The organism is Mycoplana sp. ABR4_002, from assembly GCF_056159645.1.
This window is the reverse complement of record NZ_JBSWVO010000001.1, coordinates 1712463-1736031: the sequence shown is the minus strand read 5'-3', so window position 1 is coordinate 1736031 and position 23569 is coordinate 1712463. Positions and strand designations below refer to the sequence as shown.

Annotated in this window: 32 protein-coding genes; 1 reads left to right on the top strand and 31 read right to left on the bottom strand. The window is 62.4% G+C overall.

Features of this window, described 5'->3' with window-relative positions:
* Positions 1–32 precede the first annotated feature (32 nt).
* The 29 genes from rpsK to rpsL all read right to left on the bottom strand — a co-directional run bounded on the left by rpsK (position 33) and on the right by rpsL (position 17926).
* On the bottom strand, positions 33–422 hold the full coding sequence (rpsK, locus tag ACXAGF_RS08445; RefSeq protein WP_026617374.1) for a 30S ribosomal protein S11: 390 nt from the start codon (positions 420–422) through the stop codon (positions 33–35).
* 251 nt (positions 423–673) lie between these two features.
* Complete coding sequence (gene rpsM / locus ACXAGF_RS08440; protein WP_475016072.1) at positions 674–1042, bottom strand: 30S ribosomal protein S13; 369 nt, start codon at positions 1040–1042, stop codon at positions 674–676.
* Positions 1043–1272: 230 nt separating this feature from the next.
* Positions 1273–1851, bottom strand: coding sequence for an adenylate kinase (locus ACXAGF_RS08435; protein WP_475016070.1), 579 nt, complete (start codon positions 1849–1851; stop codon positions 1273–1275).
* Positions 1848–3188 carry a preprotein translocase subunit SecY gene (gene secY / locus ACXAGF_RS08430; protein WP_475016068.1) on the bottom strand — a complete coding sequence of 447 codons (1341 nt, stop codon included), beginning with the start codon at positions 3186–3188 and terminating at the stop codon, positions 1848–1850. Before secY ends, ACXAGF_RS08435 begins: the two co-directional genes overlap by 4 nt.
* A gap of 328 nt (positions 3189–3516) precedes the next feature.
* A complete protein-coding gene (gene rplO, locus ACXAGF_RS08425; RefSeq protein WP_475016067.1) occupies positions 3517–3987 on the bottom strand; it encodes a 50S ribosomal protein L15 in 471 nt (156 codons plus the stop codon).
* A 13-nt stretch (positions 3988–4000) separates the two neighbouring features.
* On the bottom strand, positions 4001–4201 hold the full coding sequence (rpmD, locus tag ACXAGF_RS08420; RefSeq protein WP_475016065.1) for a 50S ribosomal protein L30: 201 nt from the start codon (positions 4199–4201) through the stop codon (positions 4001–4003).
* Between the two features lie 13 nt (positions 4202–4214).
* Positions 4215–4784, bottom strand: a complete 570-nt coding sequence (gene rpsE, locus ACXAGF_RS08415) for a 30S ribosomal protein S5 (protein WP_475016064.1) — start codon at positions 4782–4784, stop codon at positions 4215–4217.
* 121 nt (positions 4785–4905) lie between these two features.
* Positions 4906–5268 carry a 50S ribosomal protein L18 gene (rplR, locus tag ACXAGF_RS08410; protein WP_475016062.1) on the bottom strand — a complete coding sequence of 121 codons (363 nt, stop codon included), beginning with the start codon at positions 5266–5268 and terminating at the stop codon, positions 4906–4908.
* Positions 5269–5280: 12 nt separating this feature from the next.
* Positions 5281–5814: a 50S ribosomal protein L6 gene (gene rplF, locus ACXAGF_RS08405; protein ID WP_475016060.1), complete on the bottom strand. Its 534-nt coding sequence runs from the start codon at positions 5812–5814 to the stop codon at positions 5281–5283.
* Between the two features lie 41 nt (positions 5815–5855).
* Positions 5856–6254 carry a 30S ribosomal protein S8 gene (gene rpsH, locus ACXAGF_RS08400; RefSeq protein ID WP_475016057.1) on the bottom strand — a complete coding sequence of 133 codons (399 nt, stop codon included), beginning with the start codon at positions 6252–6254 and terminating at the stop codon, positions 5856–5858.
* 12 nt (positions 6255–6266) lie between these two features.
* On the bottom strand, positions 6267–6572 hold the full coding sequence (gene rpsN, locus ACXAGF_RS08395) for a 30S ribosomal protein S14 (protein ID WP_475016054.1): 306 nt from the start codon (positions 6570–6572) through the stop codon (positions 6267–6269).
* 34 nt (positions 6573–6606) lie between these two features.
* Positions 6607–7164, bottom strand: a complete 558-nt coding sequence (gene rplE, locus ACXAGF_RS08390) for a 50S ribosomal protein L5 (RefSeq protein WP_475016052.1) — start codon at positions 7162–7164, stop codon at positions 6607–6609.
* On the bottom strand, positions 7157–7468 hold the full coding sequence (rplX, locus tag ACXAGF_RS08385) for a 50S ribosomal protein L24 (protein WP_475016050.1): 312 nt from the start codon (positions 7466–7468) through the stop codon (positions 7157–7159). Before rplX ends, rplE begins: the two co-directional genes overlap by 8 nt.
* Before the next feature lie 13 nt (positions 7469–7481).
* Positions 7482–7850, bottom strand: coding sequence for a 50S ribosomal protein L14 (gene rplN, locus ACXAGF_RS08380; protein ID WP_003495199.1), 369 nt, complete (start codon positions 7848–7850; stop codon positions 7482–7484).
* Between the two features lie 245 nt (positions 7851–8095).
* Positions 8096–8332, bottom strand: a complete 237-nt coding sequence (rpsQ, locus tag ACXAGF_RS08375; protein WP_261930343.1) for a 30S ribosomal protein S17 — start codon at positions 8330–8332, stop codon at positions 8096–8098.
* Positions 8333–8344: 12 nt separating this feature from the next.
* On the bottom strand, positions 8345–8545 hold the full coding sequence (gene rpmC / locus ACXAGF_RS08370) for a 50S ribosomal protein L29 (RefSeq protein WP_056319072.1): 201 nt from the start codon (positions 8543–8545) through the stop codon (positions 8345–8347).
* Between the two features lie 10 nt (positions 8546–8555).
* The gene (gene rplP / locus ACXAGF_RS08365; RefSeq protein WP_411036081.1) at positions 8556–8969 is read right to left on the bottom strand and encodes a 50S ribosomal protein L16; all 414 of its coding nucleotides are present in this window, start codon (positions 8967–8969) and stop codon (positions 8556–8558) included.
* Positions 8970–9003: 34 nt separating this feature from the next.
* Positions 9004–9720: a 30S ribosomal protein S3 gene (gene rpsC, locus ACXAGF_RS08360; protein ID WP_475016044.1), complete on the bottom strand. Its 717-nt coding sequence runs from the start codon at positions 9718–9720 to the stop codon at positions 9004–9006.
* Positions 9720–10109, bottom strand: coding sequence for a 50S ribosomal protein L22 (rplV, locus tag ACXAGF_RS08355; RefSeq protein ID WP_475016042.1), 390 nt, complete (start codon positions 10107–10109; stop codon positions 9720–9722). The genes rpsC and rplV overlap by 1 nt, the downstream gene beginning before the upstream one ends.
* Before the next feature lie 2 nt (positions 10110–10111).
* Complete coding sequence (rpsS, locus tag ACXAGF_RS08350) at positions 10112–10390, bottom strand: 30S ribosomal protein S19 (protein WP_075627127.1); 279 nt, start codon at positions 10388–10390, stop codon at positions 10112–10114.
* A 15-nt stretch (positions 10391–10405) separates the two neighbouring features.
* On the bottom strand, positions 10406–11242 hold the full coding sequence (rplB, locus tag ACXAGF_RS08345) for a 50S ribosomal protein L2 (protein ID WP_475016040.1): 837 nt from the start codon (positions 11240–11242) through the stop codon (positions 10406–10408).
* A 37-nt stretch (positions 11243–11279) separates the two neighbouring features.
* Positions 11280–11573, bottom strand: a complete 294-nt coding sequence (locus ACXAGF_RS08340) for a 50S ribosomal protein L23 (protein WP_475016038.1) — start codon at positions 11571–11573, stop codon at positions 11280–11282.
* A complete protein-coding gene (gene rplD / locus ACXAGF_RS08335; RefSeq protein ID WP_475016036.1) occupies positions 11570–12190 on the bottom strand; it encodes a 50S ribosomal protein L4 in 621 nt (206 codons plus the stop codon). The genes ACXAGF_RS08340 and rplD overlap by 4 nt, the downstream gene beginning before the upstream one ends.
* Before the next feature lie 12 nt (positions 12191–12202).
* Entirely contained in the window at positions 12203–12886 is a 684-nt protein-coding gene (rplC, locus tag ACXAGF_RS08330; protein WP_475016034.1) for a 50S ribosomal protein L3, read from the bottom strand.
* A 168-nt stretch (positions 12887–13054) separates the two neighbouring features.
* Entirely contained in the window at positions 13055–13363 is a 309-nt protein-coding gene (gene rpsJ, locus ACXAGF_RS08325; RefSeq protein WP_108001314.1) for a 30S ribosomal protein S10, read from the bottom strand.
* Between the two features lie 303 nt (positions 13364–13666).
* On the bottom strand, positions 13667–14842 hold the full coding sequence (gene tuf / locus ACXAGF_RS08320; protein ID WP_475016008.1) for an elongation factor Tu: 1176 nt from the start codon (positions 14840–14842) through the stop codon (positions 13667–13669).
* A gap of 67 nt (positions 14843–14909) precedes the next feature.
* On the bottom strand, positions 14910–17009 hold the full coding sequence (gene fusA / locus ACXAGF_RS08315) for an elongation factor G (protein ID WP_475016032.1): 2100 nt from the start codon (positions 17007–17009) through the stop codon (positions 14910–14912).
* A 20-nt stretch (positions 17010–17029) separates the two neighbouring features.
* Complete coding sequence (gene rpsG / locus ACXAGF_RS08310) at positions 17030–17500, bottom strand: 30S ribosomal protein S7 (protein WP_475016030.1); 471 nt, start codon at positions 17498–17500, stop codon at positions 17030–17032.
* A gap of 54 nt (positions 17501–17554) precedes the next feature.
* Positions 17555–17926, bottom strand: coding sequence for a 30S ribosomal protein S12 (rpsL, locus tag ACXAGF_RS08305; RefSeq protein WP_003507760.1), 372 nt, complete (start codon positions 17924–17926; stop codon positions 17555–17557).
* 557 nt (positions 17927–18483) lie between these two features.
* On the opposite strand from rpsL, the gene ACXAGF_RS08300 reads away from it, so the two are divergent.
* Positions 18484–18780 (top strand): transcriptional regulator, encoded by a 297-nt coding sequence (locus ACXAGF_RS08300; protein ID WP_475016028.1) that lies wholly within the window; start codon positions 18484–18486, stop codon positions 18778–18780.
* A 123-nt stretch (positions 18781–18903) separates the two neighbouring features.
* On the opposite strand, the gene ACXAGF_RS08295 is transcribed toward ACXAGF_RS08300, so the two are convergent.
* Positions 18904–19152: a hypothetical protein gene (locus tag ACXAGF_RS08295; protein WP_475016026.1), complete on the bottom strand. Its 249-nt coding sequence runs from the start codon at positions 19150–19152 to the stop codon at positions 18904–18906.
* A gap of 189 nt (positions 19153–19341) precedes the next feature.
* Positions 19342–23556 (bottom strand): DNA-directed RNA polymerase subunit beta', encoded by a 4215-nt coding sequence (rpoC, locus tag ACXAGF_RS08290; protein ID WP_475016024.1) that lies wholly within the window; start codon positions 23554–23556, stop codon positions 19342–19344.
* Between the last annotated feature and the right edge of the window lie 13 nt (positions 23557–23569).

Below are 23569 nucleotides of genomic sequence, written 5' to 3'. Positions count from 1 at the left end.
TGGCCGCGCTCCCCGGCATGACTGTTGAATGATCAGACGCGACGCTTCTTGCGCGGACGGCAGCCGTTGTGCGGAATCGGCGTGACGTCGCGGATCGAGGTGATCATGAAGCCGGCAGCCTGCAGCGCGCGCAGTGCCGACTCACGGCCGGAACCCGGACCGCAGACTTCGACCTCGAGCGACTTCATGCCGTGTTCCTGAGCCTTGCGGGCGCAGTCTTCGGCGGCGATCTGGGCGGCAAACGGGGTCGACTTGCGCGAACCCTTGAAGCCCTTGGCACCGGCGGACGACCAGGCAATCGCATTGCCCTGTGCGTCGGTGATGGTGATCATCGTGTTGTTGAACGAAGAATTGACGTGAGCAACACCGGAGGTGATGTTCTTGCGTTCGCGACGGCGGACGCGGGTGGCTTCCTTGGCCATGGGTAGTCCTTTCGTTGATCTCGACACCGCCGTAGTTCCAGCGGCTCCACCGGGTGGGAGCGTTCGGCCCCTGCCCTGCATTGTTGTCTGCACGTCCGCGCCCCGAGGAGCGGCCGTACGGCGATATCGTCACTGCCGTAATTCCAGCAGCTCCACCGACCGGGACAGGCACCGCAATGCGGCCAAGCCCCGCTCGAAACTCAAAAGAGGCCGGCGCAGGCGCCAGCCTCCGATTTCCCGCTCGCGGGAAATTACTTCTTCTTGCCTGCGATGGCCTTTGCCGGGCCCTTGCGGGTGCGCGCGTTGGTATGCGTGCGCTGGCCGCGAACCGGCAGACCGCGGCGATGGCGCAGACCGCGGTAGCAGCCAAGGTCCATCAGACGCTTGATGTTCATCGAGGTCTCGCGACGCAGGTCGCCCTCGACCTGATAGTCGCGGTCGATCGTCTCACGAATCGCCAGTACTTCAGCATCGGTCAGCTGATGAACGCGACGATCGGACGGAATCCCGACCTTCTCGATGATTTCCTGTGCGAATTTCGGGCCGATCCCGTGAATGTAACGCAGCGCGATAACGACGCGCTTTGCAGTCGGGATGTTGACGCCAGCGATACGAGCCACGCCTGTTCTCCTTGCTTCCAGTTGCCGTCCGGCAAGTGGTTTTCTTCGTCATACGGCCCACGGGCCGCTCGTTCAATTCGAGGTTCGGAACATGTCAAAAACGACCGTACCCGGACCTCATACTTTCTGAGAAATCCGCGCCGATCGCTTCCATGTCGCGAGTTGGCGCTCTCTTAAGAGGAATCGGCCGGAAAAGTCAACCCCAGCCGCCCGCTTTGGCAATCCCCAATCTAGGACAGGACCTTGCCGATCTCTTCCGTCACCGCGCCGACCTCGGCCATGCCGTCGACGAGCTTCAGCTTGCCGGTACCGGCATAGTAGCTCGACAGCGGCGCAGTCTTCTCCCGATACTCCGCAAGCCGGCGCTTGAAGGCCTCGGGATTGTCGTCGGAGCGTACCGCCCCGCCGGCCGCGATCGTCTCGGCGACGCGGTTCTCCATGCGCCTGACCAGCGCATCCTCGTCGACCTTCAGTTCGATCACCGCGTCCAGTCTCAGACCCTTGTCGGCGAGAATCTGGTCCAGCGCCTGCGCCTGCGGCACCGTGCGCGGATAGCCGTCCAGGATGAAGCCCCTGGCGCAATCCTGCGAATCGATCCGGTCGGACACGATCTCGTTGACGATGGCGTCGGATACCAGTTGGCCCGCATCCATCACCGCCTTGGCCCGCTTGCCGACCTCGGTCTGCGCGGCCACGGCCGCACGGAGCATGTCACCTGTCGAAAGCTGGGGGATTCCGTGCCTTTCAGTCAGGAGCTTTGCCTGCGTCCCCTTACCGGCGCCCGGCGGCCCCAAAAATATCAGTCTCATCGTCCCCTCTTTCCTCCGCGCAGCTTCGACTTCTTGATCAGCCCCTCGTATTGCTGGGCAATCAGGTGACCCTGAATCTGTGCTACAGTATCAAGGGTTACGCTGACAACAATCAAAAGCGACGTACCACCAAGGTAGAACGGCACGCCGGTCTGCGCGATCAGGATTTCGGGAAGAATGCAGACGAACACCAGGTAGACGGCGCCGAGCACGGTGATGCGTGTCAGCACGTAGTCGATGTACTCGGCGGTGCGCTCGCCCGGGCGAATCCCCGGAATGAAACCGCCGTGCTTCTTCAGGTTGTCAGCCGTGTCCTTCGGGTTGAACACGATCGCCGTGTAGAAGAAGGCGAAGAAGGCAATCATCGCCGCGTAGAACACCATGTAGAGCGGCTGGCCATGGCCGAGGGCGGCAATGATGGTCGTTGCCCAGCCCGGCAGTTCGGTGGTGTTGCTGAAGCCGGCCAGCGTTGCCGGAAGCAACAGCAGCGACGAGGCGAAGATGGCCGGAATGACGCCCGAGGTGTTGAGCTTCAGCGGCAGGTGCGACGTATCGCCCTGGAACATCCGGTTGCCGACCTGGCGCTTCGGATACTGGATCAGCAGGCGCCGCTGGGCACGCTCGACGAAGACGATCAGGGCGATGACGGCGACGGCCATCACCACGACCGCGGCGATCACGCCGAAGGACAGCGCACCGGTGCGGCCGAGTTCAAGGGTCCCGGCAAGGGCCGAGGGCAACGCCGCGACGATGCCCGAAAAGATGATCAACGAGATACCGTTGCCGATGCCGCGCGAGGTGATCTGCTCGCCAAGCCACATCAGGAACATCGTGCCGCCGAGCAGCGAGATAACGGTCGAGATGCGGAAGAACCAGCCGGGATCGACCACCAGGCCATCACCGCCCTCGAGGCCCACGGCGATGCCATAGGCCTGTAGCGCGCCCAGCAGCACCGTTCCGTACCGCGTGTACTGGTTGATGATCTTGCGGCCCTGCTCGCCTTCCTTCTTCAGCTGCTCCAGCGCCGGCACGACCGAAGTCATCAGCTGGACGATGATCGAGGCGGAAATATAGGGCATGATGCCGAGCGCGAAGATCGCCATGCGCTCCACAGCGCCGCCCGCGAACATGTTGAACAGGCCGAGAATACCCCCGCTCTGGCCCTGGAAGGCGCGTGCGAACGCATCGGCGTTCAGGCCCGGGAGCGGGATGTACGTGCCGAGGCGATAGACCAGCAGCGCACCGAGCGTGAACCAGAGCCGCTTCTTCAGATCCTCCGCCTTGGCGAAGGTCGAAAAGTTGAGATTGGAGGCGAGTTGTTCCGCTGCCGATGCCATGCATTTCTCCGCGTAACCATCACCGGGCGCCGTATTGAACGGCTTGACCCGACAACGGTTGATCCGTTGCGGCGCGCCCCTGCCCGGCTCCCTCGCCCGGCTGAACGGAACACGCTCGAATTTGTGTTGCCGGCTCGACCCCGGGGGAGAAGCAGGCGGAACGGAGGGTAAACCGGGCGAAACGCGGATTGTCAAGCAATCCAGGCCTCACCACGGTCAATTCTCCCGAGAAACAAACGAAGCGTGCTTCGCTTGCCTGTGTGAGGCTCTCATATGGGAGCAAAAACGCCCGGTGTGAAGCACACCGGGCGTTCAAATTTCTGGCGCCTTACTCGGCGGCGGCCAGGAGCAGCTTGATGTTGCCGCCGGCCTTCTCGATCTTCTCGACGGCGGCCTTGGAAGCGCCGGCGACCTCGATCGAGACCTTCGCCTTCAGCTCGCCGTCGGCGAGGATGCGGACCCCGTCCTTCGGGCGGCGGATGACGCCGGCTGCCTTGAGCGCAGCCGCATCGATCGTTGCCTTCGGATCAAGCTTCTTGGCGTCGATCGCGGTCTGGATGCGGCCAAGCGACACGACAACAAATTCGGACGCGAAGATGTTGTTGAAGCCACGCTTCGGCAGACGGCGGTAGATCGGCATCTGGCCGCCTTCGAAGCCGTTGATCGAGACGCCCGAGCGAGCCTTCTGGCCCTTGACGCCGCGACCACCGGTCTTGCCGGAGCCGGAACCGATGCCACGACCAACGCGCTTGCGGGCGTGAGTCGAGCCTTCGTTGTCCTTGATTTCGTTCAGTTTCATGATCTTATCCCCCTCACTTCTCGTCGACGACGCGAACGAGGTGCTGGACGGCCCGGATCATGCCGCGAACGGAAGGGGTGTCTTCCAGCGTGCGAACCCGGTGCATCTTGTTGAGACCGAGGCCGATCAGCGTCTGGCGCTGGACGGCCGGGCGGCGGATCGGCGAGCCGATCTGTTCGACGGTGATCGTCTTTGCAGCTTCTTTCTTAGCCATTGCTCAAGCTCCCTTATTCTTCGGAAGCAACGCCGGCGGAAACGCGGCGGGCCTGCAGCGTTGCGTACTTCATGCCGCGCTGTGCCGCGATGTCCTTCGGGTGCATCTGGCTCTTGAGCGCGTCGAAGGTCGCACGGATCATGTTGTACGGGTTCGACGAACCGGTCGACTTGGCGACGACGTCGTGGATGCCGAGCGTCTCGAAGACGGCGCGCATCGGACCGCCGGCGATGATGCCGGTACCGGCCTTGGCCGAACGCAGCAGCACCTTGCCGGCGCCGTGGCGGCCGTGCACGTCGTGGTGCAGCGTGCGGCCGGAGCGCAGCGGAACGAAGATGAGGTCGCGCTTGGCGGCTTCGGTGGCCTTGCGGATCGCTTCCGGAACCTCACGAGCCTTGCCGTGGCCGAAGCCGACGCGGCCCTTCTGGTCGCCGACGACGACGAGGGCTGCGAAACCGAAACGACGGCCGCCCTTCACCACCTTGGCGACGCGGTTGATTGCTACGAGCTTGTCGACAAATTCGCTGTCGCGCTCTTCACGGGCCTGGCGATCATCGCGCGAGCCCCTTCTTTCCTGTGCCATTGTCCTTTTCCTTTTTCTTTTCCGGGTGCAATCGGCAGATTGACCAAGATCGCCTCCCCTCGCGGGTCGGCGACCAATCCCCTGACGGCGGACTGGCGGGCACCGGGCCCGCCAGAACCGATCAGAAGTTCAGACCACCTTCGCGAGCTGCATCGGCGAGAGCCTTGATGCGGCCGTGATAGATGAAGGCGCCGCGGTCAAAGACAACGTCCTTGACGCCAGCCTTGGTGGCGCGCTCAGCGATGAGCTTGCCAACGGCAGCGGCGGCTGCCGTGTCGGCGCCCGTCTTCAGCGACGAGCGCAGATCGGTGTCGAGGGTGGAGGCAGACGCCAGGGTCTTGCCGGCCACATCGTCGATGACCTGTACGTAGATGTTCTTCGACGAGCGATGAACAGACAGGCGCGGACGGCCGTTGGCCACCGCCTTGATCTGACGGCGCACGCGGTTGGCACGACGTGCAAGTGCTTCTTTCCTGCTAGCCATTTCGCGTGATCCTTACTTCTTCTTGCCTTCTTTGCGGACGATCCGCTCCTCGGCATACTTGACGCCCTTGCCCTTGTAGGGCTCGGGGCCACGGTATTCGCGGATTTCCGCGGCGACCTGGCCGACCTGCTGCTTGCTGATGCCGGACACGATGATTTCGGTCGGCTTCGGAACAGCGATCGTGATGCCTTCCGGGGTCTGGTAGACCACGTCGTGGCTGAAGCCGAGCGCCAGTTGCAGGTTCTTGCCCTGCATGGACGCGCGGTAACCGACGCCGTTGATCTCGAGCTTGCGCTCGTAGCCGTCCTTCACGCCCTTGAAGATATTCTCGACCATCGTGCGGGACATGCCCCACTTGGACCGAGCATCCTTGGACTCGTTGACCGGCCGTACGACAACCGCGTTGTCTTCCAGCTTCACGGAGACTTCGTCATTGGCGACGAAGAAGAGTTCGCCCTTCGGGCCCTTCGCGGTAACCTTCTGGCCTTCGACGGAGGCCGTGACACCAGCGGGAACCGGAACGGGCTTTTTACCGATACGAGACATTTTCTATCCTGTCTGTTCGCTATGGAGATCCATGCCCAGTCTTAGAAGACCGAGCAAAGAACCTCGCCACCTACGTTCTGTTCGCGTGCCTGGTGATCGGCCATCACGCCCTTCGGGGTCGAAAGGATGGTGATGCCGAGACCGTTCGCGACCTGCGGAATGGACTTAACCGAGACATAAACCCGGCGGCCCGGCTTGGAGACGCGGTCGATCTTGCGGATCACCGGCGCGCCTTCGTAGTACTTCAACTCGATGCTCAGCTCGGCCTTGCCGTTGCCGAACTCGACCTCGGAGTAACCGCGGATGTAGCCTTCGGCCTGCAGGACGTCGAGGACGCGGGCGCGCAGCTTGGAAGCCGGCGTCGTGACCGAGGACTTGCGGCGGGAAGCACCGTTGCGGATACGGGTGAGCATATCGCCCAGCGGATCAGTCATTGCCATGTACCCGTCTCCTTACCAGCTCGACTTGACGACGCCCGGCACCTTGCCGAGGTTGCCGAGTTCACGCAGCGCGATACGCGACATGCGGAGTTTGCGATAGTATGCGCGCGGGCGGCCCGAGACTTCGCACCGGTTGCGGATGCGGGTCTTGGAACCGTTGCGCGGCAGTGCGGCAAGCTTCAGGGTAGCCTTGAAGCGCTCTTCGATGGGAAGAGCCTGGTTCTGGATGATCGCCTTCAGGGCCGCACGCTTGGCGGCATGATTGGCAACCAGTTTGCGGCGGCGCTTGTTCTTTTCGACTGCGCTCGTTTTCGCCATAACAGTTATCCTTCTTTACGCCTGTCGTTACGGTTTACTGGCGGAACGGGAAGTTGAACTCTTTCAGAAGAGCCCGGGCTTCGTCGTCCGTGTTTGCCGTCGTGCAAACGATGATGTCCATGCCCCACATCTGATCAACCTTGTCGTAGTTGATTTCAGGGAACACAATGTGCTCCTTGACGCCCATGGCGAAGTTGCCACGGCCATCGAAGGACTTCGGGTTCAGACCGCGGAAGTCGCGCACGCGGGGCAGCGCGATGTTCACGAGGCGATCCAGAAACTCGTACATGCGGACGCCGCGCAGGGTGACCTTGGCGCCGATCGGCATGCCTTCGCGCAGCTTGAAGCCGGCGATGGAGTTACGTGCACGGGTGATGACCGGCTTCTGGCCGGCAATTGCGGCGAGATCAGCTGCAGCAACCGAAGGCTTCTTCGAGTCGCCGGTCGATTCACCAACACCCATGTTGATGACGATCTTGTCGAGGCGCGGGATCTGCATCTCGTTGGCGTAGGAGAACTGCTCCTGCAGCGCCTTGCGGATACGCGCGGTGTATTCCTTCTTGAGCCGCGGCTCGTACTTAGCGTCAGCCATCGATCGATACCCCCGAACGCTTTGCCACACGGACCTTCTTGTCGCCTTCGATCTTGAAACCGACGCGGGTCGGCTTGCCGTCCTTGGGGTCGGCGATCGCGATGTTGGACAGGTGGATCGGGGCTTCCTTGGTGATGATGCCGGCTTCCTGCGACTGGGTCTGGCGCTGATGGCGCTTGACCAGGTTCACGCCGCGCACGACCGCGCGATCTTCCTTCGGCATCACCTGAATGACTTCACCGGTGCGGCCCTTGTCCTTGCCGGTCAAAACGACGACGTTGTCGCCCTTGCGAATCTTCTGCATAGCCATCGCTCCCTTAGAGTACTTCCGGAGCCAGCGAGATGATCTTCATGTGGTTCTTGGCGCGGAGTTCGCGCGGAACCGGTCCGAAGATACGGGTGCCGATCGGCTCTTTCTTGTTGTCGATCAGGACGGCGGCGTTGTTGTCAAAACGAATGACGCTGCCATCGGCGCGACGGATGTCCTTGGCGGTGCGTACGACGACCGCCTTCATCACGTCGCCCTTCTTTACGCGGCCGCGCGGAATAGCTTCCTTGATCGAGACGACAATGATGTCGCCGACCGAAGCGTACTTGCGCTTGGAGCCGCCCAGCACCTTGATGCACATGACACGACGTGCGCCGGAATTATCCGCGACGTCGAGGTTAGTCTGCATCTGAATCATGTCAGGTCGCCTTCTTGTTGTAACCGGACCGGTTGGGCACAGATGCCCCCTGTTCCAGCTTATGAGAATCCATGTCTTTTGCGCGGGTGGGTCTTGCCAAGGTGGTTTCCTCGAGAGCTCCGCCTGGCGAAACCCGGGACCTTCCCTGCGCTCAAAGCAAAAGAACGCTCGATTCCGAGCGTCCTTGCGCTGCTTCATACAGGTTTTCGCGCAAAGGGCAACCCCTTGCGCGAAAAGTGATGAAATCAAGCCTGGGCGGAGACAACCGTCCAGCGCTTATCCTTCGAGATCGGGGCGCACTCCTCGATCGAGACGACGTCACCAACCTTGTACTGGTTGGACTCGTCGTGCGCCTTGTACTTCTTCGAACGACGCACGGTCTTCTGAAGAAGCGGGTGTGCAAAGCGGCGCTCGACGCGAACGACAACCGTCTTATCGTTCTTGTCGCTGACTACCGTGCCCTGCAGAATGCGTTTCGGCATTTTTCTTGGTCCTTAGGCCTTGGCTTCTGCCGCCTTCTGGCGGGCAATGGTTTTCACGCGGGCGATGTCCTTGCGGACCTCATTGATCCGCGAGGACTTCTCGAGCTGGCCGGTCGCCTTCTGGAAGCGCAGGTTGAACTGCTCCTTCTTCAGCTTGGCAAGCTCCTCGTTGAGCTGGTCGGCGCTGAGCGCCCGAACATCTGCGGCTTTCATGGCTCAATCCTCACTCTGCAATGCGCTGTACGAAGCGCGTCTTGACCGAGAGCTTGGCGGAACCCAGACGAAGAGCCTCGCGGGCGATCTCTTCGCTGACGCCGTCGATCTCAAACATCATCCGGCCGGGCTTGACCTTGCAAGCCCAGTATTCGACCGAACCCTTACCCTTACCCATGCGGACTTCGGTCGGCTTGGCGGTTACCGGGGTGTCCGGGAACACGCGGATCCAGACACGGCCGGCGCGCTTCATGTAACGCGTGATCGCGCGGCGGGCCGCCTCGATCTCGCGCGCGTTGACGCGGTTGGGTTCCTGGGCCTTCAGGCCGAACTCGCCGAAGGCGAGCTCCGAGCCGCCCTTGGCGACGCCCTTGATGCGGCCCTTGAACTGCTTGCGGTACTTAGTACGCTTTGGCTGCAACATTTTTCTATTCTCCGATCTGCTCGCCTAAAGCGAATTAAGCGTTTTCACGGCGGCGGCGTTCGCCCTGGCCTGCGCCATGGCTGTCACCCTCGGTCGCACGGCGCTCGGAGGCCATCGGGTCGTGCTCAAGGATTTCGCCCTTGAAGACCCAGACCTTGATGCCGCAGATGCCGTAGGCGGTCTCTGCCTCTGCCGTACCATAGTCGATGTCCGCACGCAGCGTGTGCAGCGGAACGCGGCCTTCGCGGTACCATTCGGTACGTGCGATTTCCGCGCCACCGAGGCGGCCGGCGCAGGTGATCTTGATGCCTTCGGCGCCAAGACGCATGGCCGACTGCACGGCGCGCTTCATCGCACGGCGGAAGGCCACGCGACGCTCGAGCTGCTGGGCGATCGACTGGGCGACCAGCGTCGCGTCGGTCTCCGGCTTGCGCACTTCAACGATGTTGAGGTGCGTCTCGGAGTTGGTCATCTCGGAGAGCTTCTTGCGCAGCTTCTCGATGTCCGCACCCTTCTTGCCGATGATCAGACCCGGGCGAGCCGAGTGGATCGTGACGCGGCACTTCTTGTGCGGACGCTCGATGACGACCTTCGAGATACCGGCCTGCTTCAGTTCGGCCATCAGATACTTGCGGATCTTCAGGTCTTCGTGAAGCAGCTGGCCGTATTCGGCATTGTCGGCGAACCAGCGGCTATCCCAGGTACGGTTGATGCCGAGGCGGAAGCCGATCGGATTGATTTTCTGACCCATTATGCGGCCTCCCCAGTGGCTTCGACTTCACGGACGACGATCGTCAGGTGCGAGAACGGCTTCTCGACACGCGATGCACGACCGCGACCGCGGGCGTGGAAGCGCTTCATGACGATCGACTTTCCGACGAAAGCCTCGGCTACGACGAGCGAGTCGACGTCGAGGTCGTGGTTGTTCTCCGCGTTGGCGATCGCCGACTCGAGGGTCTTCTTGACCGTGCCGGCAATGCGCTTGCGGGAGAACTCCAGTTCGGCCAGAGCGCGGTCGACCTTCTTGCCGCGGATCATCGCGGCAACCAGGTTGAGCTTCTGGGGGCTGACGCGGATCGTGCGCGCAATGGCCTGCGCCTCGTTATCCTTCAGCCGACGTTCGGCTTTTGCCTTGCCCATTGTTACTTCCTCTTCGCCTTCTTGTCCGCGCCGTGACCGTAGTAGGTCCGGGTCGGAGAGAATTCACCGAACTTGTGACCGACCATGTCCTCGTTGACGCTGACCGGAACATGCTTGCTGCCGTTGTAGACACCGAAGGTGAGACCGACGAACTGCGGCAGGATAGTGGAGCGGCGGCTCCAGATCTTGATCACCTCATTGCGGCCGCCCTCGCGCACCTTCTCAGCCTTCTTGAGAAGATAGCCGTCAACAAACGGGCCTTTCCATACTGAACGAGCCATTCCTGACTACCTCTCTTACTTCTTGCGCTGATGGCGCGAACGCATGATGAACTTGTCGGTCGACTTGTTCGAGCGCGTACGCTTGCCCTTGGTGGGCTTGCCCCACGGGGTCACCGGGTGACGACCACCCGAGGTACGGCCCTCACCACCGCCGTGCGGGTGGTCGACCGGGTTCATGACGACGCCGCGAACGTGCGGACGCTTGCCGCGCCAGCGCGAACGACCGGCCTTGCCGTCGTTGATGTTGCCGTGATCCGGGTTGGAGACCGCGCCGATCGAGGCCAGGCAGGAGCTGTGCACGAGGCGCTGCTCGCCGGAGTTCAGGCGCAGGATCGCCATGCCCTGGTCGCGACCGACGAGCTGGACGAAGGTGCCGGCCGAACGGGCGATCTGACCACCCTTGCCCGGCTTCATCTCGACGTTGTGAACGATCGAGCCGACCGGGATGTACTGCAGCGGCATCGCGTTGCCCGGCTTGACGTCGACGGCCTTGTCGGAGGCGATGACCTTGTCACCGACCGCGAGGCGCTGCGGCGCCAGGATATAGGCCTGTTCGCCGTCGGCGTAGCTGACGAGCGCGATGAACGCGGTGCGGTTCGGGTCGTATTCCAGACGCTCGACCGTGCCTTCGACGTCGAACTTGCGACGCTTGAAGTCGACCAGGCGGTAGGTCCGCTTGTGACCGCCGCCCTGGAAGCGCACGGTGATGCGGCCCATGTTGTTACGACCGCCCTTGGAGCTCAGGCCCTCGGTCAGTGCCTTGACCGGCTTGCCCTTGTAGAGGCCAGACCGGTCGACGATGACCAGCTGGCGCTGGCTCGGGGTCGTCGGATTGAAATTTTTCAATGCCATTTTCTTGTTTCCTCTTGGTCCTTAGCCGACTGCCCGATTAGAGCCCGGTGGAGACGTCGATCGACTGACCGTCAGCAAGCGTGACGATCGCCTTCTTGACATCTCCCTGCCGGCCGGAGAAGCCGCGGAAACGCTTGATCTTGCCCTTCCGGACGAGCGTGTTCACAGCCGTGACCTTGACGCCGAACAGTGCTTCGACGGCAGCCTTGATCTCAGGCTTGGAAGCGCGCTTGGCGACGTTGAATACGACCTGGTTATGTTCGGATACCAGCGTCGACTTTTCGGTGATCGCCGGCGAGACGATCACATCGTAGTGGCGAAGATCCGTCATTTGAACCGCTCCTCCAGAGCTTCGACTGCAGCCTTGGACAGGACGAGCTTGCCGCGACGCAGGATGTCGTACACGTTGATGCCCTGGATCGGCAGAACGTCCACGTTCGGGATGTTCTGGGCTGCGAGCTTGAAGTTGTTGTCCAGCTCGGCGCCGCCGATGAAGAGGGCGTTGGTCAGGCCGAGGCTGGCGAAGTTGCCGGCCAGCGCCTTGGTCTTGGCTTCGGCGGCGACGAGATCATCGATGATGATGACGTCTTCTGCCTTCAGCTTGGCCGAAAGAGCGTGACGCAGGCCGAGCGCGCGGACCTTCTTCGGAAGATCGTGCTCGTGGCTGCGGACAACCGGGCCGTGGGCCTTGCCGCCGCCGCGGAACTGCGGAGCGCGTGCGGAATGGTGACGAGCGCGGCCCGTGCCCTTCTGCTTGTACATCTTGGCGCCGGTGCGCGAAACTTCCGCGCGGCCCTTGGTCTTGTGGGTGCCCTGCTGCTTCTTGGCGAGCTGCCAGCGAACGACGCGGGCGATGATGTCCTCGCGCGGCTCGAGGCCGAAGATCGCGTCGGAGAGGGAAACCTTGCCGGCGTCCTTCCCTTCGAGGGTCGTGACTTTGAGATCCATAACCAGGCTCCCTTACTTGGCTGCGGCGCGGACAGCGGCCGGACGCGGAGCGTCAGCCGGCGTGCCGGACTTGATGGCGTCGCGAACGACGATCCAGGCACCCTTGGAGCCCGGGACCGCGCCCTTGACGAGGATCAGACCACGGTCCTCGTCGGTCGAGACGACCTCGAGGTTCTGGGTGGTGACGCGCGTCTGGCCCATGTGACCAGCCATGCGCTTGCCCTTCCAGACACGGCCCGGATCCTGGTTGGAGCCGGTCGAACCATGCGAACGGTGCGAAACGGACACGCCGTGCGTGGCGCGCAGACCGCCGAAGTTGTGGCGCTTGATCGCGCCGGCGAAACCCTTACCGATCGTGGTACCGGTGACGTCGACCAGCTGGCCGGCGACGAAATGGTTGGCGGAAAGCTCCGACCCGATATCGATGAGGTTGTCGGTCGAGACGCGGAACTCGACGAGCTTCGCCTTCGGCTCGACGCTGGCGGCAGCGAACTGGCCGCGGAGCGCCTTCGACGTGTTCTTGACCTTCGAGCGGCCGGCACCGAGCTGGACTGCGGTGTAGCCGTTCTTTTCTTCCGTGCGATGGGCCACCACCTGGCAGCCGTCCAGTCGCAATACTGTTACAGGGATATGCTCCCCTGCGTCGTTGTAGACGCGGGTCATTCCCACCTTCTGTGCAATCACACCTGAACGCATGGTTCATTCCTCTTAGAAGTCCTGTGGGGGCGAGCCCCTACACGCCTCTTTGTTTAAGGATTCCGCGGAGGCCGTCCGGCCTTCGGGTTTCCCGTTCCTAGAAGCCGTTGGCGTTACCGCCACGTACCTTCCTTGTTATTCGGCTTACGCCGGACTTGAGAAACCTGATTAGAGCTTGATCTCTACGTCGACGCCGGCGGCGAGATCGAGCTTCATCAGGGCGTCGACCGTCTGAGGGGTCGGGTCGACAATGTCGAGAAGGCGCTTATGGGTGCGCATCTCGAACTGTTCGCGGCTCTTCTTGTCGATGTGAGGCGACCGGTTCACCGTGAATTTTTCAATACGCGTCGGGAGCGGCACCGGGCCGCGCACGCCGGCACCGGTGCGCTTGGCCGTCGACACGATTTCGCGCGTGGAGGCATCGAGGATCCGGTGATCAAACGCCTTCAGGCGGATGCGGATATTCTGGCCGTTCATACGACTTGTCCTTGTTCTTGTTTTCGCGGCTTCGATTACGAAACACGCATTGAACTTCGATTAATGTTCGGCCAGTCCGCTAGGTTTTCAAAGATCGGAGGGACAGGGTTTCCCCCGCCCCTTCCTATTTGAGCGGCCGTGGCCGGCCTGTCTTTTGGCGATCGCACAATGCCGACGCAAAGATGCAAATCACGCGTGCGCGCCATTTGCACTATTTTGGCGTCGTCGGCAAGGCGTGCGAGCGACTAAATCTTTCGTGGCGGCTATGCCCGGACCGCATAACGGCCCGGGCACGCCAGAGGCTTACTCGACGATCGATGCGACGATGCCGGCGCCGACGGTGCGGCCGCCTTCGCGGATGGCGAAGCGCAGCTTCTCTTCCATCGCGATCGGAACGATCAGCTCGACGTCAACGGTGACGTTGTCGCCCGGCATCACCATTTCCGTGCCTTCCGGCAGCGTGACGATGCCCGTCACGTCGGTGGTGCGGAAATAGAACTGCGGACGGTAGTTGGTGAAGAACGGCGTGTGACGGCCGCCCTCTTCCTTCGTCAGGATGTAGGCCTCGGCCTTGAACTTCTTGTGCGGCTTGACCGAACCCGGCTTGCACAGGACCTGACCGCGCTCGATGCCGTCGCGGTTGACGCCGCGCAGCAGCGCGCCGATGTTGTCGCCGGCCTGGCCCTGGTCGAGCAGCTTGCGGAACATCTCGACGCCCGTGCAGGTCGTCTTCGTGGTCGGACGGATGCCGACGATTTCCAGCTCCTCGCCAACCTTGACGATCCCGCGCTCGACGCGGCCCGTGGCAACCGTGCCGCGGCCCGAGATCGAGAACACGTCCTCGACCGGCATCAGGAACGGCTGGTCGATCGGGCGCTCCGGCGTCGGGATGTAGTCGTCGACGGCGGCCATCAGCTCGCGGATCGCGTCTTCGCCGATCTTCTTGTCAGAATCTTCGAGAGCGGCCAGCGCCGAGCCCTTGATGATCGGAATGTCGTCGCCCGGGAACTCGTAGGACGACAGCAGTTCGCGCACTTCCAGCTCGACCAGCTCGAGCAGCTCGGCGTCGTCAACCTGGTCGACCTTGTTCAGGAACACAACGATCGCCGGAACGCCAACCTGACGGGCGAGCAGGATGTGCTCGCGGGTCTGCGGCATCGGGCCGTCGGCGGCCGAGCAAACCAGGATCGCGCCGTCCATCTGCGCAGCGCCGGTGATCATGTTCTTGACGTAGTCGGCGTGGCCGGGGCAGTCGACGTGCGCATAGTGACGGTTCGGCGTCTCGTACTCGACGTGCGCCGTCGAGATGGTGATGCCGCGCGCCTTCTCTTCCGGGGCGGCGTCGATCTGGTCATACGCCTTGAACTCGCCGAAGTACTTCGTGATCGCAGCCGTCAGCGACGTCTTGCCATGGTCAACGTGGCCGATCGTGCCGATGTTTACGTGAGGCTTGTTGCGCTCAAACTTACCTTTTGCCATTTCCGGCTCTCCATTATCAGTCCCCTTGCGGGGAAGCGTTCAAATCGTTGTCGGATGGGTATTCCGGTCACTTCTGACCGGAATACTTCGCCTGGATTTCCTGCGCCACGTTCGAGGGAACCGGCGAGTAGTGGTCGAACACCATCGAGTACTGCGCACGACCCTGCGACATGGAGCGCAGGTTGTCGACGTACTTGAACATGTTCGCCAGCGGCACGTGGGCGTTGATCACGACGGCAACGCCGCGCGATTCCTGGCCCTGGATCTGGCCGCGGCGGGAGTTCAGGTCACCGATCACGTCGCCGACGTATTCTTCCGGCGTCACGACCTCGACCTTCATCATCGGCTCGAGAAGCTGGGCACCAGCCTTCCTGGCCGCTTCACGGAAGCAGGCACGCGATGCGATTTCGAAGGCCAGAACCGAGGAGTCGACGTCGTGGAATGCACCGTCGATGAGGGTGGCCTTGACGCCGAGCATCGGGAAGCCCGCGAGCGGACCCGACGACAGGACGCTTTCGATGCCCTTCTGCACGCCCGGGATGTACTCCTTCGGAACGGCACCGCCGACGATCTTGGACTCGAACTTGAAGTCCTCGCCCTCCGGGTTCGGTTCGAACACGATCTTGACGCGTGCGAACTGGCCGGTACCGCCGGTCTGCTTCTTGTGCGTGTAGTCTTCTTCGCAGGCCTTGGTGATGGTTTCGCGGTAGGCAACCTGCGGAGCACCGACGTTGGCCTCGACCTTGAACTCGCGACGCATGCGGTCGACGATGATGTCGAGGTGCAGTTCGCCCATGCCGGCGATGATCGTCTGGCCGGATTCCTGGTCGGTCTTGACGCGGAACGACGGGTCCTCGGCCGCCAGGCGGTTGAGCGCGAGGCCCATCTTTTCCTGGTCGCCCTTGGACTTCGGCTCGATCGCGATCTGGATGACCGGCTCCGGGAACTCCATGCGCTCGAGCACGACCGGCTTCAGCGGGTCGCAGAGCGTGTCACCGGTGGTGGTTTCCTTCAGGCCGGCAAGCGCAACGATGTCGCCGGCAAAGGCTTCTTCGATGTCTTCGCGGCTGTTGGAGTGCATCTGCAGCATGCGGCCGACGCGCTCGCGCTTGTCCTTGACCGTGTTCAGAACCGACGAGCCCTTCTCGAGCTTGCCCGAGTAGATGCGCGCGAAGGTCAGCGAACCGACGAAGGGGTCGTTCATGATCTTGAACGCGAGCATGGACAGCGGCTCGCTGTCGTCGGCGTGGCGCTCGATCTCGGCTTCGGTCTTGACGTCGATGCCCTTGATCGCCGGAATGTCGAGCGGCGACGGCAGGTAATCGACGACGGCGTCGAGCAGCGGCTGAACGCCCTTGTTCTTGAACGCGGTGCCGCAGAACATCGGGTGGAACTTGACGTCGATCGTGCCGCGGCGAACGAGCTCGCGGATCTTGTCGTTGTCCGGCATTTCGCCTTCGAGGTAGGCTTCCATCGCGGCCTCGTCGATCTCGACGACGGTCTCGATCAGCTTCTCGCGATATTCCTCGGCCTTCGCCTTCATGTCTTCCGGAATCTCGACGACGTCCCACTGGGCGCCGAGCGACTCGTCGCGCCAGATGAGCGCGTTCATCTCGACCAGGTCGATAACGCCCTTGAAGTCGCTTTCAGCGCCGATCGGCAGCTGCATGACGACGGCGGTCGCACCGAGGCGGGTCTTGATCATCTCGACCGAGCGGTAGAAGTCGGCACCGGTCTTGTCCATCTTGTTGCAGAAGATCATGCGCGGAACATGATACTTCTCGGCCTGGCGCCAGACGGTCTCGGTCTGCGGCTCGACACCGGCGTTGGCGTCGAGCAGCGCGATCGCACCGTCGAGGACACGCAGCGAGCGCTCGACTTCGATGGTGAAGTCGACGTGGCCGGGGGTGTCGATGATGTTGAAGCGGCGCATCTTGCCGTCACGGCCCTTCCAGAAGGTCGTGGTCGCGGCCGACGTGATGGTGATGCCGCGTTCCTGCTCCTGCTCCATCCAGTCCATGGTGGCGGCGCCGTCGTGGACTTCGCCGATCTTGTGGGACTTGCCGGTGTAGTAGAGGATACGCTCGGTCGTCGTCGTCTTGCCGGCGTCGATGTGCGCCATGATACCGAAGTTTCGGTAGTCTTCGATCTTGTATTCGCGTGCCATAATGGACTGCCTTTTCGAGATTACCAGCGGTAGTGCGAGAACGCACGGTTGGCGTCAGCCATCTTGTGCGTGTCTTCGCGCTTCTTGACGGCACTGCCGCGGTTGTTTGCCGCATCCATGAGTTCGCCGGAGAGGCGCTCGACCATGGTGGTTTCGTTCCGCTTGCGCGCTGCCGAGATGACCCAGCGGATCGCGAGGGCCTGACGACGCTCCGGACGAACATCGACCGGAACCTGGTAGGTTGCACCGCCGACGCGACGCGAACGAACTTCGACATGCGGCGCGACGTTGTCGAGCGCCTGATGGAACACCGTGATCGGGTCCTGCTTGGACTTGCCCTGGACGACATCGAAGGCGCCATAGACAATCGTCTCGGCGACCGACTTCTTGCCGTCAAGCATGATGGCGTTCATGAATTTCGTTACTACGAGATCGCCGAACTTCGGATCCGGATTGATCTCGCGCTTTTCTGCTCTGTGACGTCGGGACATACTTTTCGTCTCTCAACTCTGATTGGGTTCCAGCGAAATGGCGCCGGTTACTGGTTACTTCGGACGCTTCGCGCCATACTTGGAGCGGCGCTGCTTGCGGTTCTTGACACCCTGCGTATCGAGAACGCCGCGGATGATGTGGTAGCGCACACCCGGAAGGTCCTTCACGCGGCCGCCACGGATCATGACGACGGAGTGTTCCTGCAGGTTGTGGCCCTCGCCGGGGATGTAGCCAATGACCTCGAAGCCGTTGGTCAGGCGAATCTTGGCGACCTTACGCAGAGCCGAGTTCGGCTTCTTCGGCGTGGTCGTGTAGACGCGGGTGCATACGCCGCGCTTCTGCGGGTTCTCCTGAAGAGCGGGAACCTTGTTGCGCTTTACCTGTGCCTGACGAGGCTTACGGATCAGCTGGTTTACGGTAGGCATATAACCATCCCTTGCAAATTTGTCTCGTTACCCTTCCGGGCGGAACTTTACCGTTTCCGGCGACTGCCACACGCCTTGCGTTCATGCGCAAAACAGGACCGATCCGCTTTTCGCAGATGGCCCTCTCAAAGGCAGAGGACGCGATATTCCCGCGTCATGCGTGCAGCATTCATGTCATCAACGTGCGATGGAACCTTGTTTGAGGCGAACTTCAGAACGAGTCGTGCCGAACCAGCCAGCCTCACATGGGCTCCGATGGGCGTGGCTCTACTGGCTTAAGCCCCGGGCGTCAAGGGGCTGAGGGAAATATTCTTACGCGGGAGCGGCTGGCACCCCTGAAGAACCGGGCTTTCGCCTCGAAACGCGGTGCTTGATCCGCTTGACGGCGTCCCGGGCCGCCGCGTGCCTGTCGCACGACATTTGTTAAGGAATGATGAAGGGAGAATCAACTCCCCTCCGCGTTGTCCCCATCCCGGCGCGCCCTGACGGCGGCGGCGCTTTCCATTTCGGAGCAAGCGGCGTAATGGTCGGGTTCTGACAATTCCGAGGACACCTCCATGACCATCTCCCCCGACAACGACAACAACAACGAGGACGCCATGGTCTTCATCATCATCGGCAAGGCCTATGAGCGCGACGGCGACGAGGATGGCGTCGACATCCACGTGATGCTGAAAGCCCCGGACGACGACAGCGCCGTGCGCGAAGCGCTCAACGCGCTTGCCGAGGAGGGCTTCCTCGAGGCCGACCTGGACCAGATCGGCACGCTGACCGACGAACCGGACGAAGAGCCGCATGCCTCGGCCTACCAGGGTGCGCTCGAGGGCGAGGTCGCGATCATCCGTTTTTCCTGACGCCCGCCCGCGCGGGGAGCGCCGCCGGAAGTCGCCGACGGCGCCGACGAATTGCCCGGCCGCAGGCTTGCTGCCACCGCGCCCGGCGCGACCGGCCAGCGCCGGCAGCGATATAGGGGACGACTAGGCCTCCCAGGCGAAAAAGGTCGTCCCCGATACGTCTATGAAGACGGCCGCCGTCACCGTACCGCTCACCGCCACGTCGCCTTCATACCGGAACCCCTCCCCCCTCAGAACGAAGTGCCACCCGCCGGCGTGACGGTAGATCGCTTCCGTTGCCGATCGCGAAATCAGGGCGTGCCCACCGTCATCGACAATGATGCCTCCGTCCGGCCCGGCGGCAACCCGGCCGGCCTTGCTGCTTTCTGCCATTGCCTGCCCCTCTTTACCCTCTCCCGCAGCAAGTCTCGCTGCTGCCGAAAGATCGCGCCTCCCCCAATTGGGTGAGACGAGCGCGAAAGGCGGGCGTTTGGCCCGCTCCTGCGGTCCGCGGCCGCTCCGGAACGCAAAAGGCCGCCCGGATTGCTCCGGGCGGCCTTCGCGTTCAATCGGCAGAACGGCTCACTCGCCGGCCGGGACGTTCTCGCCCTCGACCATGTCCGCAAGCATCGGCGTGGCCGTGCCGGCGCCCGTCGACTTGCGCCGCTCGTCGAGAATCATCTCGTCGCGCGAGGTGGCGATGCGGCGGATCTGGGTCATGGTTCCGCCGGTACCGGCCGGGATCAGACGGCCGACGATGACGTTCTCCTTCAGGCCCTGCAGGCCGTCGGTCTTGCCGGCGATCGCAGCCTCCGTCAGCACCTTCGTCGTCTCCTGGAAGGAGGCGGCAGAGATGAAGGACGGGGTCTGCAGCGACGCCTTGGTGATGCCGAGCAGCACCGGTTCGCCATAGGCCGGCTTCTTGCCGTCCTCGATCAAGCGGTCGTTGACGTCTTCCAGCTCGATCCGGTCGACATTGTCACCGACGATGTAGCTTGAGTCGCCGGCATCGGTGATCTCGACCTTCTGCAGCATCTGGCGGACGATCACCTCGATGTGCTTGTCGTTGATCACAACGCCCTGCAGTCGATAGACCTCCTGGATCTCGTTGACGAGGTAGGAAGCCAGAGCCTCCACGCCCTTGATCGCCAGGATGTCGTGCGGCGCCGGGTTGCCGTCGAGGATGTAGTCGCCCTTCTCGATGTAGTCGCCGTCCTGGAGATGGAACGGCTTGCCCTTCGGGATCAGGTACTCGACAGGCTCGACGCCGTCCTCGGCCGGCTCGATGGTGATGCGACGCTTGTTCTTGTAGTCGCGACCGAAGCGGACGGTACCATCGATCTCGGCGATGATGGCGTGGTCCTTCGGACGACGGGCCTCGAACAGTTCGGCAACGCGCGGCAGACCACCGGTGATGTCCTTGGTCTTGGCGCTTTCCAGCGGCGAACGCGCGAGCACGTCACCCTGGGAGACCTTCTGCCCCGGCTCGACCGAAAGGATCGCATCGACCGACAGCAGGAAGCGGGCTTCGCCGCCGCGGGCAAGCTTGGCAACCGCGCCGTTCTTGTCCTTGATGACGATGGCGGGCTTCAGGTCGGTGCCGCGCGGCGTCGAACGCCAGTCGATGACCTGACGCTTGGTGATGCCGGTGGACTCGTCGGTCGCTTCCAGGACGGAGATGCCGTCGACCACGTCCTCGAAGTGAACGGTGCCCTCCACTTCCGTCATCATCGGACGGGTGTAGGGGTCCCACTCGGCCAGACGCTGGCCGCGCTTCACCTTGTCGCCGTCATCGACATAGATCTTCGAACCATAGGCAACACGCTGCGAGGACCGTTCGACCCCGCGCTCGTCCAGGATCGTGATCGCCATGTTGCGGCCCATGGCAATCAGGTTGCCTTCGGAGTTGCGCAGCATGTTGCGGTTCTTGATCTGCACCGTGCCTTCGTAGGATGCCTCGAGGAACGACTGGTCGACCACGGTCGCCGTGCCACCAAGGTGGAACGTGCGCATGGTGAGCTGGGTGCCCGGCTCGCCGATCGACTGGGCGGCGATGACGCCAACGGCCTCGCCCATGTTGACCGGGGTACCGCGCGCCAGGTCGCGGCCGTAGCAAACGCCGCAGACGCCGGTCTGGATCTCGCAGGTTAGCGCCGAACGGATCCGGATCGACTGGATGCCGGCCTTCTCGATCTCGACGACGTCGGCCTCGAGGATCATCTTGCCGGCATCAACGATGCGAGCGCCGGTGACCGGATGATCGATGTCATCAAGGGCGGTGCGGCCAAGGATGCGCTGGCCGAGCGAGGCGACGACCTGGCCGGCATCGACGATCGCCGTCATGGTCAGGCCCTTGTCGGTGCCGCAATCGACGTGCGTGACGATGCAGTCCTGCGCGACGTCGACGAGACGACGCGTCAGGTAGCCCGAGTTCGCGGTCTTCAAGGCGGTGTCCGCCAGTCCCTTGCGGGCGCCGTGCGTCGAGTTGAAGTACTCGTTCACGGTCAGGCCTTCCTTGAAGTTCGAGATGATCGGCGTTTCGATGATCTCGCCCGACGGCTTGGCCATGAGGCCGCGCATGCCGCCCAGCTGGCGCATCTGGTTCGGCGAACCGCGCGCGCCCGAGTGGCTCATCATGTAGATCGAGTTCATCGGCTTCTGGCGACCGGTCGCGTCGTCGAACTCGACGGCCTTGATGCGGGCCATCATTTCTTCGGCGACCTTCTCGGTGGCCTTGCCCCAGGCATCGACGACCTTGTTGTACTTTTCGCCCTGGGTGATCAGGCCGTCATTGTACTGCTGCTCGTATTCCTTCACGAGCGCCTCGGTGTCGCCGACGATCTTCGCCTTCGTGTCCGGGATCACCATGTCGTCCTTGCCGAACGAAATGCCGGCACGGCAGGCATGGGCGAAGCCCAGCTGCATGATGCGGTCGCAGAAGATGACCGTGTCCTTCTGGCCGCAGTGGCGGTAGACGGTGTCGATCATCTTGGAGATGTTCTTCTTGGTCATCTCCTGGTTGCAAATGTCGAACGGCACGTTCGCGTTCTTCGGCAGAAGCTCGCCAATCAGCAGCCGGCCCGGGGTCGTCTCGTAGATCTTCGAAACCGGGTTGCCCTCGGCGTCGACGGTCTTGTAGCGGCCCTTGATCTTGGCGTGCAGCGTCACGGACTTGGTTTCAAGAGCGTGCTGCAGTTCGCCGAGATCGGAGAAGGCCATGCCTTCGCCCGGCTCGTTCTGGTTCATGATCGACAGGTAGTAGAGGCCGAGAACCATGTCCTGCGAGGGCACGATGATCGGCGCGCCGTTCGCGGGGTGCAGGATGTTGTTCGTCGACATCATTAGCACGCGGGCTTCGAGCTGGGCTTCCAGCGACAACGGCACGTGGACGGCCATCTGGTCGCCGTCGAAGTCGGCGTTGAAGGCGGTGCACACGAGCGGGTGCAACTGGATCGCCTTGCCTTCGACCAGGATCGGCTCGAAGGCCTGGATGCCCAGGCGGTGCAGCGTCGGAGCGCGGTTCAGGAGCACCGGATGCTCGCGGATGACCTCGTCGAGGATATCCCAGACTTCCGGCTTTTCCTTTTCGACCAGTTTCTTTGCCTGCTTGACGGTCGAGGAATAACCCTTGGCGTCGAGGCGCGCATAGATGAACGGCTTGAACAGCTCGAGCGCCATCTTCTTCGGCAGGCCGCACTGGTGCAGCTTCAGCTCCGGGCCGGTCACGATGACCGAACGGCCGGAGTAGTCGACGCGCTTGCCGAGCAGGTTCTGGCGGAACCGGCCCTGCTTGCCCTTCAGCATGTCGGACAGCGACTTCAGCGGCCGCTTGTTGGCGCCGGTGATGACGCGACCACGGCGGCCGTTGTCGAACAGGGCGTCAACCGACTCCTGAAGCATGCGCTTCTCGTTGCGGATGATGATGCCCGGCGCGCGCAGCTCGATCAGCCGCTTCAGGCGGTTATTGCGGTTGATGACGCGGCGATAAAGATCGTTCAGGTCGGAGGTCGCGAAGCGGCCGCCGTCAAGCGGAACCAGCGGGCGCAGGTCCGGCGGGATGACCGGGACGACCTTCATGATCATCCACTCCGGACGGTTCCCGGATTCCATGAAGTTCTCGACGATCTTCAGGCGCTTCATCAGCTTCTTCTGCTTGAGATCCGACGTGGTGTCGGCAAGCTCGGAACGCAGGTCGCCAGCGATCTTCTCGAGGTTCATCGAGGCAAGCATTTCGTAGATCGCTTCGGCGCCGATCATGGCGGTGAACTGGTCTTCGCCATATTCATCGACCGCGATCATGTACTCTTCTTCGGAGAGAAGCTGGTTCTCCTTCAGCGCCGTCAGGCCCGGCTCGGTGACGATGTAGTTCTCGAAATAGAGAACGCGCTCGACATCCTTCAGCGTCATGTCGAGCAGCGTCGCGATGCGGCTCGGCAGCGACTTCAGGAACCAGATGTGGGCAACCGGGGCGGCGAGCTCGATGTGGCCCATGCGCTCGCGGCGAACGCGCGACAGCGTGACTTCGACGCCGCACTTTTCGCAGATGATGCCCTTGTACTTCATGCGCTTGTACTTGCCGCACAAGCACTCGTAGTCCTTGATCGGTCCGAAGATGCGCGCGCAGAACAGACCGTCACGCTCGGGCTTGAACGTACGGTAGTTGATCGTCTCCGGCTTCTTGATCTCGCCATAAGACCAGGAAAGAATCTTCTCCGGGGACGCAATCGAAATCCTGATGGAATCGAAGTTCTGCGCAGGCACCTGCGGATTGAAAAGATTCATGACCTCTTGGTTCATGCCTGTCTCCTTT